We start from the raw sequence: 17,650 nt of genomic DNA, 5'->3' as shown, positions 1-17,650 counted from the left end.
CATGGCACTGTTCGACTACCAGGCTGCCAACGCGCAGGGCCGCATCGAGAAGGGTCAGCTGGATGCCGACAGCCCGCGCGGTGCGCGCCAGCTGCTGCGTGGGCGCGGGCTGACCCCTGTGCAGGTGAGTGCGGCGCGCAGTGCCGGCAGTGGTTGGGGGGCTCGCCGGTTGTCTGCCAGCGAGCTGGCCTGGGCCACGCGCCAGCTGGCCAGCCTGCTGGCCGCCAGCCTGCCGTTGGAAGGTGCTTTGAGTGCGGTGATCGAGCAGGCCGAGCGCCCGCATGTTGCGCAGGCGCTCACTGCAGTTCGCGCCGACGTGCGCGCAGGCCAGCGGCTGACCGTGGCGCTGGCCGCGCGGCCACGCGATTTTCCACCGATCTATCGGGCGCTGGTGGGGGCGGGTGAAGACTCCGGCGACCTGGCGCGAGTGATGGAGCGCCTGGCCGACTACATCGAAGAACGCAACGCGCTGCAGGCCAAGGTGCTGACCGCCTTCATCTACCCGGCGGCGATCAGCCTGGTGTCGGTGGCGATCGTGATCTTCCTGCTCAGCTACGTGGTGCCACAGGTGGTGACCGCGTTCGTGCAGGCGCGGCAGACGCTGCCGATGCTGACCCAGGTGATGCTGGCGGCCAGCGCCTTCGTGCGCAGCTGGGGCGTGTGGGTGGGGCTGGGCATCGCTGCGCTGGTGGTGGCGTGGCGGCTGGCGCTGCGCCGGCCAGAGCTGCGCCTGCGCTGGGATGCGCTGTTGCTGAGGGTGCCGATGATCGGGCGCTTCGTGTTGGGCGTGAACAGTGCGCGCTTCGCCTCGACGCTGGCGATCCTGCTCGATGCCGGCGTGCCGCTGCTGCGTGCGCTGGAGGCGGCACGACAGACGCTTGGCAATGCATTGCTGGCGCGCTGTGCCGATGACGTATCTGGGCGCGTGCGCGAAGGTGCCGCGCTTGGCTCTGCGCTGAAGGTACAGAAGGTGTATCCGCCGATCCTGGTGCACCTGGTGGCCAGTGGCGAAAAGACCGGTTCGCTGGCGCCGTTGCTGGATCGCGCTGCGCAGACGATCTCGCGGGAGATCGAGCGTCGCGCGATGGCGCTGACCGCGCTGCTGGAACCCACCATGATCCTGGTGATGGGCGGCGTGGTGCTGACGATCGTGCTGGCGGTGCTGATGCCGATCATGGAAATGAACCAACTGGTGCAGTAGATCCGCGCCATGCGTGGATGGATCACCGCGCCATGGGCGGCACATCCACGCATGGCGTGGATCTACTGACAGCTGGATTCCTCCACACAATCCTCCACACCTTTTTCTGATCTTCCAGAGGTTTCTTAAGCGGCCTGTCATCGGCGCGCACCAGCATAGCCACGTCGCCGCAGAGTGGGCTGGGAGGCCCTCGGCGGCAGCAGGCGTGTAGTGACCGTTCCTCCCTTGGCGTTTCCCTTCGCAGTAAACCCTTCAGGAGAAGATCATGAACAAGTACAAGACCCTGGCCGCGCTGGTTGCCACCGCGCTGCTGGCCACTGCCGGTGCCGCTTCGGCGCAGACTGTCACCGGCGGCGGCGCTTCGCTGCCGGCCGACCTCTACAAGGGTTCGTCCGACAGCATTCTGCCGGCGAACTTCACCTACGCCGTGACCGGTTCGGGCACCGGCAAGAAGGCCTTCCTGGAAAACAACTCGCTGCTGTTCTCGACCACCGGCACCGTGCACTTCGCCGGCAGCGATTCGGTGCTGAGCAACACCGAGCTGACCACCTACACCACCAACTTCAACCAGCCGACCAATGCCAACCGCTACGGCGCGCTGATCCAGGTGCCGTCGGTGGCCACCTCGGTCACCATCCCGTTCAACAAGGCCGGTTCTGCGGTGAACCTGAGCGTGGCGCAGATCTGCGGCGTGTTCTCGGGTGCGATCAGCGACTGGTCGACCATCGATGCCAACCGCAGCGGCCCGATCCAGGTCGTGTACCGCCCGGAAAGCAGCGGCACCAGCGAAATGTTCAGCCGCTTCCTGACCGCGGCCTGTGCCGCTGAGAACGCTGAAACCTCGAAGCTGGTGGGCGGCAAGTTCGCCATCAAGTCGACCTTCGCCGACCTGTACAAGCGCGATGCCAACGGCAACCTGCCGGCGTTCCTGGTGCCCGCCCCGGCTACCGGTGGCACCTCGCTGTACAACGCTGTCTACGCTGCTGAAGGACGTATCGGCTACGTTGGCCCGGACGTGATCCCGAACGTGACCGATGCGACCAAGGTCGCCAAGGTCAAGGGCTTCTCGCCGGACCAGGTGAGCGTGCAGGCCACCCTGGACACCGTCGCTCCGCCGACCGGCACCGCTGCCGAGGACCCCGCCAACTGGGTGCCGGTGTTCGGCAACCCGTCGGCCGGCTATCCGATCGCCGGCTACACCAACCTGGTAATCGGCCAGTGCTACAAGGATTCGAGCGTCGCCACCAGCCTGCGCGGCTTCCTGGCCCGCCACTATCCTGCGACCTACACCGTCGCGTATGAGAAGTCGATCACCGACCACGGCTTCATTCCGCTGACCAAGGCCTGGCGCGATGCGATCCGCAACCGTTTCGTGCTGGCCAGCAGCACTGCCGGCCTGAACAATCCCAGCACCTGCGCCGGCATCGGTCGTCCGCTGTAATCCGCAGCACTGGTTGAATCCTGCTTGACCCGACGCCGGCCCTTGGGCCGGCGTCGCCATTTCCGCGACGGTGCCGCCGCTGCAGCGTTTCGCTGTCGGCTTCGTGTCACGTGAACCGTCTATCAGTGGCAGGGCATGCGTTGCGCGTGTCTCCCCGATCGTCGCCGCAGCCGCGGCCCACCAGGTTGATGAGGTTCCGATGTCGCACCCGCTCCCGTCCGCTGTTCATCCGGCCGCGCCGATGCGCCGCAATCATCCGATGGCGTGGGCCATCGCGGTCGCCTTGGGCAGCATGGTGGCCCCGGCCAGCCAGGCGCAGCAGGCGTTCAGCCCGGGCTGGTTCGCTGAGCGGGGCGCGGCCCAGGGCAGCGCGGCACAGAGTGGCCGGATGCCCAACGGTGTGCCGATCCAGTTCCAGTTGCCGGCCCAGCAGCAGGATGCAGCACGGCAGAAGCTGCAGCAGTCGATCGACAACCTCGGCACGGCGGCGCAGGCGATTGCCCTGCAGCAGCGGCTGCAGGAACAGGCGCGGCAGGCGCGCCGCGAGGCTGGCTTCATCGTTGCCGATGGCCTCGGCAAGGATGGCCTGAGCGTCGACCAGAACCCGCTGACCCGCGGCTGGCTCAATGCGCGCGACGCAATCCAGTCGCAGGGCAGCGACGGGCGGGTGCAGGTTACGGTTGAGCAGACCGCGGACAAGGCGATCCTGAACTGGGAGACCTTCAATATCGGCGGCAACACCACGCTGAACTTCCTGCAGAACCCTGACTGGGCAGTCCTGAACCGCGTCAATGATCCGCAGGCGCGGCCCAGCCAGATCCTGGGCCAGCTGAAGGCCAATGGCACGGTGTTCGTGGCCAACCGCAACGGGGTGGTGTTCGGCAACAACAGCCAGGTCAATGTACGCAATCTGCTGGCGGCTGCAGCACGGATCAGCGATGCGCAGTTCCGTGACAACGGCCTGTACAGCCCCGACGCCAGCAGCAGCGCGCTCATCGATGCATTTGGCAAGGTGATGGTGGAGCAGGGTGCCCGCATCGCGACCCATGAGCCGACCAGCGCGACGCGCGGCGGTGGCTACGTGCTGCTGGCCGGGCACAGCGTGGAGAATGCTGGCCATATCGAAGCGCGCAAGGGCCAGGTGCAGCTCGCTGCCGGTGACAGTTTCGTGATCCGGCGCGGCGTGGGTACGGCGACCAATACGAGCTCCACCACCCGCGGCAATGAAATCGCGCCGCGCTTCGTCGCTGGCAGCACGGCGGGCAGCGTGCGCAACACCGGTCTGCTGCGCGCCCGCGAGGGTGACGTGACCCTGGCCGGGCGCAACGTCGAGCAGGCCGGTGTGGCCGTGGCCAGCACCACGCTAGCGCAGCGCGGCACCGTGCATCTTCTGGCTTCGGCCAGTGATGCCGGCAGCAGCGTCACGCTTGCCGATGGAGCCACCACGGCGGTGCTGGTCGAGGACGATGGCAAGGCCACGGTGCTGGATACGCAGCGCAACAGCCTCATCAAGGAGTCGGCAGAGCAGGACGCGATCCGCGCCGGCGCGCGCTCGGCAACCTTCGACAATCTGTCCCAGCACAATGATCGCCGGGACCAGTCGAGGGTGGAGATCGTCTCGGGTGGCAACATCCATTTCAGCGCGGATTCGCTGACGGTTGCCACGGGCGGCCAGATCATCGCCGACGCGGCAGCCCGCAGCTACGTAGACGACGCGTCACGCGTGGACGTGTCCGGCGCAGTGGGCGTACAGGTGTCGATGGAAAGCAACAATGTCCAGGTCAAGGTGCAGGGCAACGAACTGCGCGATGCCCTGGACAACCGCGATAGCGGCAAGCTGACCAGCAGCGAGGTCTGGGTCGACCGCCGCAGGCTGGTCCACGTTCCGGCCGGTAACGGGGGCTACGCGGGTGAGCGCTGGTACGCGGCGGGTGGCCTGCTGGAAGTGGGCGGCTATCTCGACAACCAGGGGCACTCGATCGGCGAATGGGCCGCGCAGGGAGGCACCGTCCTGCTGGGCGGCAGGGAAGTGATCACGCATGGCGGCTCACGCATCAACCTTGCCGGTGGCAGCCTGGATGTGCAGAGTGGCGTGATCCGGCAAAGTTGGGTGCGCGGCGTCGATGGCCAGGTCTACCGCCTTGATGACGCGCCGGCCGAGATGCTGTTCGATGGCCTGTACAGCGGCCATGAAGTAAAGCAGGAGCGTTGGGGCATCACCGAGACCTTCCGTGATCCGATTGTATTCGCGGCGCAGCGTGTCGATAACGGATACACGGTCGGCCGCGATGCAGGACGCCTGATCATCTCCGCACCGACCGCGGTGCTGGATGGAAAGGTTGAGACGGCTACCTTCCAGGGCGCGCAGCAGAACCGCAGGCCGGATACCGCGCTGGAGGGTTATGCGCAGGCGCAGACGGCGGTCGCGCGCAATGCGCAGCTGTACCTGGGGCGCTACGACGGCCAGGGCCGCAGCGGTGTGTTCGGCTCGGATGTGCGCCTGGATGACAAGGCTCGGACGAAGGCCGCGTGGTCGCTGCTGGCCCCGGTCAACGAGAGGCGGCGTGACACGGTGTGGCTGGATATCGCAGAGCTGAGTGCCCAGCAGTGGGGACGGATCGACCTGGCGACCGCCGATCGCATCCGCATCGACGGCAACCTCCGGCTTCAGGCAGGTGGACAGCTCAACCTGACCGGCAGCGAGGTGGAACTGGCAGGCGACATCGGCATTGCCGGCGGCCAGCTGTCGGCGGGCAACCTGCTGGATGTCCAGGGCCGGCCGACGGCGCTGCTGCACGATGGCCGCGCGCGAACCGCCATCGCCGACGGCACGCGGATCGATCTCTCCGGTGAATGGAGCAACGCGACACTGGCGATGCCGCGCGACGCGAGCGGTGCCTGGACGGATGGCGGCCGCCTGAGCCTGAGCAACAGTCATGACGTGGTCGTGGGCGCCGAGGTAACGGTCGACGTCGAGGCCGGCGCCGCGTTGGACCTGCGTGGCAAGGGCCACATCGGCAAAGGTGGCAGCATCAGCCTGCAGGCGAACAGCAGCACGGTTACGACCGACGGCAGTGGCCGGGTGCAACTGGGCGAGGGGAGCCGGTTCAGTGGTCGAGGACAGGGCAGCGGTTCCTTCTCGCTGGGGACCGGTGGCCAGGTGCGGGTGGGGGACGCGGACTTGGCGGGCGCGTCGCTGCGACTGGACCCCAGCCTGTTCGGCAGTGGCTTTGCACAGTACGACATCAATGGCCACCAGGGCCTGGAAGTGACCGATGGCGCGCAACTGGTCGCAGCCATGCCAGGCCTGCGCCTGACCCAGGATGCGCGGATGGCAACGGATCGGGCGACCGCACTGGCGGCGTGGGATGCGCCGCTGTACAGCGCCGATCCGTCGAGCGGGCGCGTCAGCCAGCGCTCGGGTGCGAGCATCAGCCTGCGTTCGGACCGCAACAACGTGGGCGGTGACCTGCGGGTCGGCAAGGATGCACTGGTGGCGGTCGATCCAGGGCAGACGATCTCGCTGCTTGGTGCAGGCAACATCGATGTTGAAGGCACGCTGCGCGCGAAGGGCGGCCGCATCCTGATCGACGATGTGCGCCCGGAAAACGCGCTGTACGCCGGGCAGCGCACCGAACGCACCTGGCGTTTCGCCGAAGGCGCGCTGCTGGATGCCGATGCAGACGCGATTTCGCTGCCCGATTCCAGGGGCCGCCTGCGCGGGCAGGTGCGCGCAGGTGGACGCATCGAGATTGGCGGGGCGCTGGACTGGGAGACCACCGCATTCGTCGACAACCGACCACCGGAAGCCTTCGTGGTGGTCGAACGCGGTGCGCGCCTGCAGGCGCGGGGCGCGTCGGCCGAACTGGACATCGATGGCCAGGGCCGCGTGCGCGTGGACAGCGACGGCGGGCAGATCGTGCTGCGTTCGGCCAACGCGCTGTACCTGGAGGGCGGGATGGACGCGGCCGCCGGTGGTGCCGGCGCACGCGGCGGCACGCTTGGCCTGGCCTTTGGCGGGAGCATCCATGCACGTGGCGCCAGCGAGGAGGTACTGCGAGCGCGTGCGATCAGCCTCAGCCAGCACAGCGCACCGGCGCAGCCACTGCCGGCCGCATTGGAATATGGCCACGCCGCGTTGTCGGTCGAGCAGCTGCAGGCCGGCGGCTTCGACAACCTTTCCATGTTCGGTGACATCCGCGCCGTCGGCGATGTCGACCTGCGCCTGGCCCAAAGCCTGCGCATCCACGGCCAAGGCACTTCTAGTCTGGGCATGGCCGTGGACGCCGTGCCGTCGTCGGCGTTGCGCCTGAGTGCGCCCTACGTCCGCCTGGCGCAGGCGCGCTGGCGCCAGCTGCCGGGCGAGAACCTGCTGGTCACGGCCGAGGTGGCCTCTGCGGCACCGGACCGGCATTCGCTGGCGGTGCAGGCCGAGCTGATCGACATCCGCGACGTCACCTGGCTGCCCGGGTTCGAACACGTGGCGCTGGAAAGCCGCAGCGACGTGCGCCTGACCAACGGCATTGCCAGCAGTGGCAATACCAGCGCGTTGATGACGGCCGGTTCGATGGACGTGACCGCTGCCCGCCTGTACCCCACCACAGGCGCGGTCGGCACGCTGGTGGCCGGCGCCTCGGCGCAGACCGTGCAGACCGCTGATTACTGGGCCGATCCGGATGCCGTGCTGCGCATCCACGGCACCGGTGCGGCCACGAAGCCGGCGCCGGAATCGGCGCTGGGTACGCTTCGCCTGGTGGCGGCCACGGTGCAGCAGGGCGGCAACGTACAGGCGCCGATGGGCACGCTGCAGCTGGGTGGCCTTATCCAGAACGGAACCGTCGGCAGCCGGGTGGAACTGCTGCCAGGCAGCGTAACCTCGACCAGTGGCGCCGGCTTGTCGCTGCCCTATGGTGGCACCGTCGATGGTGTCGACTGGCGGGTCGGTACGCGCAGCCTGAGTTCGCTGACGCCGGCCGGCATCTCCTCGATGGGGGTGACCTTGAAGGCGAATGAGATCGAGGTGGCGCCGGGGGCACTGCTGGACATGTCCGGCGGTGGTGAGTTGACCGGTGCCGCCTTTGTGTCAGGACGCGGTGGCTCTGTCGACGTGCTGCGAACGGCGTTGGCCGACGCCAATCCGCGCTATGAATTCAGTGCGTCGGGCAACCCGGTGTATGCGATCGTGCCGGGACGCGCCGGGACATTTGCCCCCAGCGGCGAGGAAGGATTCGCCGCACCGGCCGTGGGCCAGCAGATCACCGTGCCGGCGGGCGTGCCCGGCCTGGCGGCAGGCACCTACACGCTGATGCCGGCCAGCTATGCGCTGCAGCCCGGTGCATTCCGGGTTGAGCTGGGCGCCACCGGCACCTCGGGCATCGCGCAACCCATCGCGACCGGCACCGGCACCTGGCGCGTGTCCGGGCAGCAGCGCACGGCGCTGGGCGCGGCAATCTCGCCGTTGCTCACCGACATCCTGCTGACCCCCGCCGCAGTAGTACGCCGGCACTCGGGCTACAACGAAACCTCCTACAACAGCTTCGCGCAATCGGTGGCCGACCGCCGCGGCGAGTCGCGTGGCTGGCAGACCATCGATGCGCTCGGGTTGACCCTTGCGCTGGGCGAAGGCGCAGGTCGTGCAGACGCGCCTGCCATCCGCTTTGCCGGCACCGCGCGGTTCGGCGCCGCCACCGACAACGGGCGCGGCGGCACGCTGACAGCCACGTTGGCCAGCCCGGCGGTCGGTTCACTGGAGATCGTCGATGGCGGTGCGCAATCGCAGGCGCGTGATCGCGGTGCCACCTTCAGCGACGACGCGCTCAATGCCTTCCTGCCGGCGCGGATGATGATCGGCGGGCAGTTCAACCAGGAGGCCTCGCAGGTGGCGGTGACCGGCCAGGCGCGCAGCGTGGCGATCCGTTCCGGCGTCACCTTGAACGCACCGGAAGTGCTGGTGGCAGCGGCCTCCGGTGGCAGCGGCGTGCTGGTCGAGGCCGGTGCGACCCTCGATACACTGCCGTTCGCATCCGCCAACGCGAATGCCAGCGCGACCCTGCCTTACCAGGTCTCCGGCGGCCTGCTGGCGGTGTCCAACCAGCGCCTGAACCTGATCACCGGCACCACCGGGGTGGAGGCCGGTCCAGTGGCGATCGACATCGGGGGGTGCCAGACGGCGTGCGACGGCCAGACCCGGCTGGTTTCCGATGGCAGCATCGCGGTAGCGACCGATGGCACGCTGCAGATGCGCGACTCGGCCAGCTATGGCACCCGCCAGCTCGGCCTGAGCATGGCGGCGCTGAACCTCGGCAGTGCCGAAGCGATCGCCCAGGCCGCTGCGGCAGGTGCGCTGCCCAGTGGCATGACCATGAACCAGTCCGTGCTGCAGCAACTGCTGCGTGGCAATGATGCCATCGGCGCGCCGGCGCTGGACACGCTGAGCCTGGTCGCGCGGGACTCTGTCAACGTGTTCGGCAGCGTCGACCTGGACGCGCGCGACAGTGCTACCGGCCGCAGTGGCCTGCAGACGCTCGTGCTTGGTGCGCAGGCCATCCACGGCTACGGTGCTGCGACTGACCGGGCGCGCATCCTGGTGGACACGCTGGTCTGGGACGGCTCATTGGCGGCGAGCCAAGCGCCGGGCAGTGACGCGTCGGTGCCGCCGGCCGATCCGATGGTGGACCGGCTCGGCGCCGGGCAGCTGGACATCGTCACCCGCCAGCTGCAGCTGGGGCGGGCACCGTTCAGCCGCCCCAGCTCCGAGGTGCCGGCGAACCGGCAGGTCCTCGGATTCAGCGCGCTCAACCTGGGTGCTTCCGAGCGCCTGTCGTTCTCCGGGCAGGGTACGCTGGACGTGTTCCAGCAGCGTGGCGACTATCTGGCCGACAAGGGCTGGCAGTACAGCGGAGGCAGCCTCGGCATCGATACCCCCCTGTTGACCGCCGGTCCCGCCGCGCAGCTGCGCGTGCGCAGCGGCGGCGACTTCCGCCTGCAGGGTGGCGCCGGCAAGGCGGGTGGCGACGCACTGGGCAGTGAGCTGAGCATCGACGCCAATAGGATCGCGCTGGACAGCACGATCGCGCTGGCGTCAGGACGGCTGTCGGCGAACGCGCGCGAGGGCATCACACTTGGCAGCCGGGCGGCGCTGGACCTCGCCGGGCGCAAGGTCTCGCTGTACGACGTGGACAAGTTCAGCTGGGGCGGCGATGTCCTGCTGTCCAGCGACACGGGGGACATCCGCACCGATGCTGCCTCCCGCATCGATGTTTCCGCCCGCAACAACCGCGGCGGGCGCCTGACGGTCACCGCAATGGCCGGCCGAGCCGATCTGGCCGGTGATCTGCAGGGCGCCGCCAGTGGCCGCTACGACGCCGGTGGCACGCTGGTGCCGTACGATGGTGGCGAACTGGTGGTGCGGGCACGCCAGTTGCATGATTTCGCCGGCCTGAACCAGCGACTGACCGCCGGCGGCGTTGTCGGGGGTCGCAGCTTCCAGATCGGCGAAGGCGATCTGCGGATCGGTGACGAAGTGAAGGCGCGCCGGGTCGACATCAGCGTCGATGCGGGCAGCCTGACCGTGGCCGGCCGCATCGATGCCAGCGGCGAGCAGGTCGGCAGCATCCGCCTGTACGCCCGCGATCAGTTGCAGGTGGACGGCACGCTGGACGCGCACGGTACCGGCCTGCGCGTGGATAGTCATGGCAAGATCATCGACAGTCCGAACCGGGCCACCATCACGCTGGGCAGCGCCGAAGGCGCCGTTGGTCTGGGCAGCGCGGCGCACCTGGACCTGCGTGCAGGCAGCGACGTTGCCGTCGGTGACGGCCCTGGACAGAACGACGGTATGGCGCGGGGCTCGCTGAAGATTGATGTGCCGCGGCTGGGCAGCAACGACGCGGCGATTGCCGCGACCAATGGCGTGCGCATCGATGGCGCGGCCGACATCCAGCTCAATGGTGTCCGCCGCTACGACGATGCGCCCCTGGCCAGCACCGCTGATGTGCGCGGCAACCGCGCGCAGCTGGTCACCCAGCAGTGGCTGGACCGGGTGGTCGATCCGCACAGCGTGGCGTGGATCGATGCTGCGCTGGGCAACCCGGACCTGCAGCAGCGCACGCGCGCGCTGGGCGACGTCCGCCTTCGTCCCGGCGTGCAGGTGCTGGCGCGGCGCAGCATCGCCAATCCGGAGGGCGATCTGACCATTTCCGGCGACATCGATCTGTCCGGCTATCGCTACGGCCCCGATGCCAACCGTGCCGATCCATCGCGGCGTGGCTTCGGCGAATCGGCCTCGCTGGTGCTGCGGGCCGAAGGCAACATCAACGTCTACGGCAGCATCAACGATGGGTTCGCACCGCCGCCGTCCACGCCGGATGAGGGTGGCTGGCAGCTGTATGAGGGTCGCAATGGCAGCGCGGGGCACACCCCCTTTGGCGGCGGCCTGGTGGTGCCGGTGGACGGAGTGAAGCTGCAGCCCGGCACCGAGTTCCAGGCCGGCACCCGCCTGAACTATGACGTGCCGGTCGAATCGGTAACGCTTCCGGTCGGTACCGTGCTGCCCGCGCCGATGGTGATCTCGCAGAGCCTGCGCCTGCCAGCGGGCACGGTGCTGGGTGCGGCGGTGACCACCGACTCCGGGCAGACGCTGGCGGCGGGCACCGTGCTGCAGGAGCCGCTGGTGTTGGCGGCCGGTGCGCGCCTGGGGGCCGGCTTCCGCCTGCGCAGTGCCGTACAGATGGCGGCACAGGAATGGCCCGCCGGCGCGATGCTGCCGGTTGCGTTGCGCCTGGCACGGGAAGTCGAGCTCAAGGTGGGCGCGTACATCCCATCGTTGACCAAGGTGGAGTTGCCCGGCAACGGGCCGGTGAATCTGCGGCCGGCCGATGCCGACGGCAACCAAGGGCGCAACTGGGCGCTGGCGCCGATGCTGGCCGAGGGCACCACCTCCTGGGACCTGACCGTGGTTGCCGGCGCCGATGCCGGGGCAGCCGATCCACGCAGCCGGCGCTGGGGCAGCGAAGGCAGCGTGGTACTGGCCGACACGCACCAGGGCTCGATCGGTACGGTCAAGACCGAAATCATCTGGGTGGGTGATCGTGCGTTGACTGAGCGGGCATCGCTGGACTGGATCGGCGACACCTCCTATGCGGGCCGTCCGATCGCGGAGCTGGCCGACATGTACGGCTTCACCGAAGATGAGTTCTGCGCGATGTCGGCCGACTACTGCGGCCCGGCCCCCCGCCAGGTCGCCGCGCAGGGCTCGCTGGATTACTGGGGTGACGAGTCCTACGTGGGCACCCCTGCGAAGGACTTCGCGGCGATGTTCGGCATGACCGAAGACCAGTTCTGCAGCACCGCACCCAGCTACTGCGCCGGCGGTGGCACGCAGACCGAAGTGACCACCTACGGCAAGCGCGCGGGCACGCCGGCCTGGAGCGTGCTGCGCACCGGCAAGGGTGACCTGGAACTGCTCGCTGCCGGTGATGTCGTGATGAAGTCCGGCTTCGGTGTGTACACGGCGGGCACTCCCACCACGCTGGGCGAGGGCCGCGACGCTGCCTTCAATTCGCCCCGTGCAGCAGCCCCCAGGAACACCGCACTGCTGGGTCCGAACCTGGTGCCGGGCAGCTATGATGCTGCGTTGGCCGGCTACCGGGCCTGGTATCCCGATCATGGTGGCAACCTGCGCGTCGAAGCCGGGCGCGATATCGTCGGTGACGTCTGGACCGGGCGCGCAGAGTCGGGCACCAGCGAGCGCGACTGGGCGCTGTACTCCAGTGCCGCGGTCGGCAATTGGCTGTGGCGGCAGGGAACCGGCAGCACCACTGGCGTGGAGCCGGTGCCGACCAGCTGGTGGGTGAACTTTGGCGCCTACACCAACGTGTCCGCTGCTGCTGGCGCCTCCCCGCGGATGGTCGGCTTCACCGGCTTCGGCACATTGGGCGGCGGCAACCTGACGCTGGAGGCCGGGCGTGACGCCGGCGTGCGCGATGCGATAGGTGACGCGCTGGACTCGATGATCGCACCGCGCTCGGGAGCGATCATCGCGGCGGTGGGATCGACCGGCCGGGTCAGCGATGGCCAGCTGCACCTGACCGGCGGCGGCGACCTGCAACTGCGTATCGGTGGCGCACTGAATCCGAATCTGCGGGCGACGTTCTCCAGCCTCAATGCCTCCAGGGCGGGACAGAATCTCGACCTCAACGGTACCTTCAGCAATCTGCGTGGCAGCCTGCAGCTGGATGCGGGGCGCCTCGGTGCAATGGGCGTCACCCTGGAAAGCTACGCGACGCTGGGTCAGCAGCGCGCGGCAGACCTGTTTGCGCCCGACGCCGCCCGCGCGATGGGCGGGCCGGTGCTGGTGCTGGGTGACGCTGCCGCGCAGCTGCAGGCACGGGGCGATGTGGTGCTCGGCGGCGTCGCCGATGCAGGCCGGGTTCCGCTGGCCAACTACAGCGCAGTGCTGCAGGATGATGGCGCGCGCGCTGCAGGCAGCACGTGGTTCTCCCTGTGGACGGCCAACACGGCCGTGGATCTGTTCAGTGCCGGTGGCGACCTTGCGCCGGGCCTCGCCGGGCCGGAAAACGTGACGGGCAGCAATCTGTGGCCGGAGCGGATCCCGCTTGTTGTGGGCGGCGGCGAGGATCTGCTGAATTACTGGCTCTATCCTTCGCGCTTCAGTGCCATTGCTGCGCAGGGCGACATCAAGCTGGACCGGATCAGCACCACGCCGGGGACGCAGGATGTGATCCTGCTGGCCCCCTCAGCGACGGGACGGCTGGACGTCCTGGCCGGTGGCAGCATCTTCGCCCAGCGCGGCGCTACCCAGATCGCGCGCTCCGGTGCGGATGCGCGCCTGCCGGGACCATTCGACCCCGCATTCCTGGCCCAGCAGGGGGATTCAGGCGGTAATGTGACCCGCTCGCGGCACAACCTGTCGGTCGACGGCAACACCGGCTCGCCGGAGGCGTCGCTTCCGCTGTTCGCGTTCGGTCCGAATACCCCGCTGTCCACAGTGTCTGCGGCACTGGCGCCGAGCCGTTTCTACGCGGTGCAGGGCGACATCATTGGTCTGGCCACCGGCGCCCAGCGCACGCTGAATGTCAACGCGGGACAGCGCACGCAGCTGAACTGGTTCGAGGCCGCCGGCGCCGTGCAACTGCGGGCAGGCCGTGACATCCTCGGGGTGTCGATGACCGCGTTGAACACCACGCCCACCGATATCACGGTGGCGGCGGCGGGCCGCGACATCGTGCATCTGAACGCGACCATCGCCGGCCCCGGCAATGCCGAGATCAGTGCCGGCCGCCAGCTGCGCCAGGAGGATGCAGGCAGCATCGTCAGCCTCGGTGGCATCGTGCAGGGCGACACCCGTCCCGGCGCCAGCATCGCGCTGACGGCCGGCAACCAGCAGATCGATTTCGCGGCCCTGCGTACTCGCTATCTGGACCCCGGCAACCTTGCCGATCCCGCGCAATCGCTTGCGTCGCAGCCGGGCAAGGCAGTCAAGGTGTACGACCAGGAACTTAAGCAGTGGCTGCAGCAACGCTTCGGCGTGGCTGCCGACGGCGACGGGGCGCTGGCCGCGTTCGATGCGCTGCCGCAGGAACAGCAGCGCATCTTCCTGCGCCAGATCTATTACGCCGAGTTGCGCGAAGGTGGACGTGAGTATACCGATGCAGAAGGGCCCCGCTTCGGCTCCTACCTACGTGGACGCGAAGCCATTGCTACGCTGATGCCGGACAAGGGGGGGACCGGAGCGATGATCGACCGCACCGGCGATATCGTGATGTACGGTGGCTCCGGCGTGCGCACCGAGGCGGGTGGCAACATCGAGCTGATGGCGCCGGGAGGGCAGATCGTGATCGGTGTGCAGGGCGTGGTGCCACCGGCCAGTGCCGGACTGGTGACCCAAGGGCAAGGTGATATCCGGCTGTTCAGCCAGGACAGCGTGCTGCTGGGCCTGTCGCGGGTGATGACCACGTTCGGAGGCGACATCCTGGCGTGGTCGGAGCAGGGTGACATCAATGCCGGTCGTGGTTCGCAGACCACGTTGTTGTACACGCCACCGCGCCGCGTCTATGACGGCTGGGGCAATGTGATCCTGTCGCCACAGGCTCCCGCCAGTGGCGCAGGCATCGCAACGTTGAACCCCATTGCCGAAGTGCCCCCGGGCGACGTCGACCTGATCGCGCCGCTGGGCACCATCGACGCGGGCGAAGCGGGTATCCGTGTCTCCGGCAACATCAACCTGGCCGCACTGCAGGTGCTGAACGCGGCCAACATCCAGGTGCAGGGCGAGAGCAAGGGCCTGCCGGTGCTGGCATCGGTCAACGTCAATGCGCTGGCCTCGGCCAGTGCGGCAGCGAACAGCGCCAGCCAGGCGGCACAGGATGTGATGCGCAAGAGCCAGGACGACGCACGGCGCAACCAGCCGTCGGTGATCAGCGTGCAGATCCTCGGCTTCGGCAGCGGCACCAGCAGCATCAATCCGCCGGCGCGTGGCAACACGGCCAACAGCGGCTATGACGCCAACAGTGCCTTCCAGTTCCCGCAGGCCAGCCGCGACGAGGGCACACAGCGCCGCTAGGTGCCGACCTTGGTCGGCACACATTGCTGCCGATCGCGCTCGGCAGTAGATCCACGCCATGCGTGGATGCGACCGGGCCGGAAGAACGAACAGCATCGGGCCAGCCGCCACGGAGCGGTGGCGGCCCCAGCCAGGACGGCACGGAGGGCAGGGAGCGGCCATCAGCGGTGAGGACCACCGACACAGCGCCGCCGGGTGCAGGAGAGCACCCGGCGGCAGGCGGGGGGATCCATGCAATGCGCGGATTCCGGAGCCAACAACAATGCCGACCAACGGTCGGCACCCACCAAGGCACGGTCGGCGCCCACCGTAGATCCACGCCGTGCGTGGATGCTTTGCCTGGGAAGAATCCTAAAGCTCCAGCACCCGCCGGTAACTCAGCGGCCCACGCCCATCGCGCAGGCCCAACCGCAGTTCAAGTCCGGTGGCCGGCAGCACCTCGCCCTCGCTCGGCAACACGGCCCATCCCGTTCCTGGCTGCCAGGCCCGCACCTCGAACCGCTGCACCTCGCGCGCCACAGCGATGCCATTCGACAGTTCCGGCGCCGGCAATGGGTACCGGTCCGTAGCCGCACCACTGGCCCGCCACAGCGTGCTGCCCTGGCGCCACCAGCGTACCCGTTGCCAGTGCAGTCCATCACTGCCGACACTGCGGGTGATCTCCAGGGCGAAGCTCCCATCCGGATGCCGCTCGCTTACCAGCGAAGGAGGCAGCAGCCGCTGCGGTTGATCGGCCGGGCGCACTGCACCATTCATCAGCGCATCGTCGGTACGCATCTCGATATCGCGCTGGAACTGCTGAAGCACGCGCAGCGCAGTCGTGGTTTCCGCATCAGCCTGGCGCAGACGCTGGTCGCTGTTGGCCACGCTGTCGAGCGCCCGCCAGCAGATCAGTGCCAGTACGCCCATGATGGTGATCGCAATCATCACCTCGATCAGGGTGAAACCGCGCACGGCTCGCGTCATTGCGCGGCCGTCCATGGCAACTGCATCCGCGCCAGCGACTGCCGGGGAGCATCCTCGGCAACCACACTCAGTTCCAGCTGCGGCTGGCCGTCGCTGCCCGTGCCCAGATGCTGAAGCACCAGGAAGCTGCCGCGCCCCTGCACACAGCGCTGCCGGGCATCCTGCGGCGCCTGTCCGCTCAGGCGCAGTTCCTGCCAGCGATCCTGCGCGCACAACAGTGCCAGGCGACGGTCACGCAGCCGTGACTGGTCGTCGGTCGCCACTGCCACCGAGCGCATCATCGCCGCCAGTGCAATCGATACGATCGCCAATGCGATCAGCACTTCGATCAGGGTGAATCCGCGCGCCGCCTGCTTCATTGCACGACCTGCAACTGTCCGCTGCCATCATCACGAAGACGCAGTTTGCGACCCTCCAGCGACAATCCAAGCTCCCAGGAGATACCGATCCACTCCGGGCTCAGCTCAATGGGGTTGGCGGGCTGCACCGCAATGCCCGTTGCCTGCCACTTCTGCGGACGCAGCAGATCGTCGTGTTCAACGGTCACCCAGCGGCTGCCTTCGCGGCGGCTGAATCGATAGCCGTTGGCGTCGGCCTGCCAACGCAGGGGGCGGCCATCGATGCGCGCCTCATCGCGTGCCACCTGCAGGCGCTGCGCCAATCTCTCGGCCTCCTGTCGCAGCTGCCGACCCGGATCAAGCAGGCTGCCCAGGCCCAGCCCGATTCCGGCCGTGCAGATGCCGATGATCACCAGCACCACCATCAGTTCCAGCAGGGTGAAACCACGCGGCACGCGGTGCATCGACGTTGCCTCCTGTCCGGGTCGATAGCTGCCAGCGTAGGCCCGCATGATGAAACAAAAGCGTCAGCCACAGCTGCTAGCGTAGGCGGACACGAACGTGGCGGTGGTGCGGAACATGGATGGCAGGCGCTGGGATCGCAATCGCATACTGACCCTGCTGGCGGCGACGCTGCTGCTGGCCGTGGTGGCCTATTGGAGTGTCACCCTGTCTGCGGTGGCGCCAGCGGCCGCGGCCAGCGAGGCGAAGGCCGTGGCGCCGGTACGGCCGATGTTCGATGCAGTGGCCAGCCTGCCGCTGGTGCGGCTGTTGTCCCCCGGTGCAGTGCAGACCGAGGTGGTGGTGCTGGGCGTGATGGCCGGTGACCATGCGCCATTGGCCCTGCTCTCGGTGGATGGACGCCCGGCGGAAGCGTATGCGCCCGGCCAACGGCTCGGACCTTGCACCGTGCTGGCCAGCATCAGTGCCAGCGCGGTGGAACTGAACCAGGCCGGGCAATCGCGCAGCTTGCCGGTGCCTGAGCTGCCGCCGGTGCCGACCGATGGCATCGTGCCGGCCGCACTGTAGAGCCGAGCCTACGCTCGGCTGCGCCTGGAAGAACAGTCGAGCATGGCTCGACGCTACAAAACCCTGCCGAGCTTGGGCTTGGAACCGCGGCT

General features: G+C 68.3%; 7 protein-coding genes. 4 read left to right on the top strand and 3 right to left on the bottom strand.

Annotated elements, in window-relative coordinates:
- Position 1 precedes the first annotated feature (1 nt).
- The 3 genes from gspF to ACW5IY_RS12405 all read left to right on the top strand — a co-directional run bounded on the left by gspF (position 2) and on the right by ACW5IY_RS12405 (position 15,225).
- Entirely contained in the window at positions 2-1,201 is a 1,200-nt protein-coding gene (gspF, locus tag ACW5IY_RS12415; protein ID WP_049437558.1) for a type II secretion system inner membrane protein GspF, read from the top strand.
- Between the two features lie 265 nt (positions 1,202-1,466).
- Entirely contained in the window at positions 1,467-2,642 is a 1,176-nt protein-coding gene (locus ACW5IY_RS12410) for a substrate-binding domain-containing protein (protein ID WP_049437555.1), read from the top strand.
- Between the two features lie 199 nt (positions 2,643-2,841).
- Positions 2,842-15,225 carry a filamentous haemagglutinin family protein gene (locus ACW5IY_RS12405; RefSeq protein WP_049437553.1) on the top strand — a complete coding sequence of 4,128 codons (12,384 nt, stop codon included), beginning with the start codon at positions 2,842-2,844 and terminating at the stop codon, positions 15,223-15,225.
- 351 nt (positions 15,226-15,576) lie between these two features.
- Here the strand turns inward: ACW5IY_RS12405 and ACW5IY_RS12400 are convergent, their stop codons facing one another.
- The 3 genes from ACW5IY_RS12400 to gspH are packed head-to-tail and all read right to left on the bottom strand — an operon-like array spanning position 15,577 to position 16,993.
- Positions 15,577-16,191: a prepilin-type N-terminal cleavage/methylation domain-containing protein gene (locus tag ACW5IY_RS12400; RefSeq protein ID WP_049437552.1), complete on the bottom strand. Its 615-nt coding sequence runs from the start codon at positions 16,189-16,191 to the stop codon at positions 15,577-15,579.
- The gene (gene gspI, locus ACW5IY_RS12395; protein WP_049437550.1) at positions 16,188-16,550 is read right to left on the bottom strand and encodes a type II secretion system minor pseudopilin GspI; all 363 of its coding nucleotides are present in this window, start codon (positions 16,548-16,550) and stop codon (positions 16,188-16,190) included. Before gspI ends, ACW5IY_RS12400 begins: the two co-directional genes overlap by 4 nt.
- On the bottom strand, positions 16,547-16,993 hold the full coding sequence (gene gspH / locus ACW5IY_RS12390; protein WP_049437548.1) for a type II secretion system minor pseudopilin GspH: 447 nt from the start codon (positions 16,991-16,993) through the stop codon (positions 16,547-16,549). Before gspH ends, gspI begins: the two co-directional genes overlap by 4 nt.
- Before the next feature lie 115 nt (positions 16,994-17,108).
- Here gspH and ACW5IY_RS12385 point away from each other — a divergent pair, with 115 nt between their 5' ends.
- Positions 17,109-17,558: a general secretion pathway protein gene (locus ACW5IY_RS12385; protein ID WP_049437547.1), complete on the top strand. Its 450-nt coding sequence runs from the start codon at positions 17,109-17,111 to the stop codon at positions 17,556-17,558.
- Positions 17,559-17,650 lie beyond the last annotated feature (92 nt).

It is taken from the genome of Stenotrophomonas sp. C-A (genome assembly GCF_054030835.1).
The sequence above is the reverse complement of the archived record's forward strand: the minus strand, read 5'-3'. Positions and strand labels throughout refer to the sequence as shown.

What these genes read in the sequence shown, in the direction of transcription:
- gspF (WP_049437558.1), top strand. Translation starts at nt 2, where the DNA reads ATGGCACTGTTCGACTACCAGGCTGCCAACGCGCAGGGCCGCATCGAG.
- ACW5IY_RS12410 (WP_049437555.1), top strand. Translation starts at nt 1,467, where the DNA reads ATGAACAAGTACAAGACCCTGGCCGCGCTGGTTGCCACCGCGCTGCTG.
- ACW5IY_RS12405 (WP_049437553.1), top strand. Translation starts at nt 2,842, where the DNA reads ATGTCGCACCCGCTCCCGTCCGCTGTTCATCCGGCCGCGCCGATGCGC.
- ACW5IY_RS12400 (WP_049437552.1), bottom strand. Translation starts at nt 16,191, where the DNA reads ATGACGCGAGCCGTGCGCGGTTTCACCCTGATCGAGGTGATGATTGCG.
- gspI (WP_049437550.1), bottom strand. Translation starts at nt 16,550, where the DNA reads ATGAAGCAGGCGGCGCGCGGATTCACCCTGATCGAAGTGCTGATCGCA.
- gspH (WP_049437548.1), bottom strand. Translation starts at nt 16,993, where the DNA reads ATGCACCGCGTGCCGCGTGGTTTCACCCTGCTGGAACTGATGGTGGTG.
- ACW5IY_RS12385 (WP_049437547.1), top strand. Translation starts at nt 17,109, where the DNA reads ATGGATGGCAGGCGCTGGGATCGCAATCGCATACTGACCCTGCTGGCG.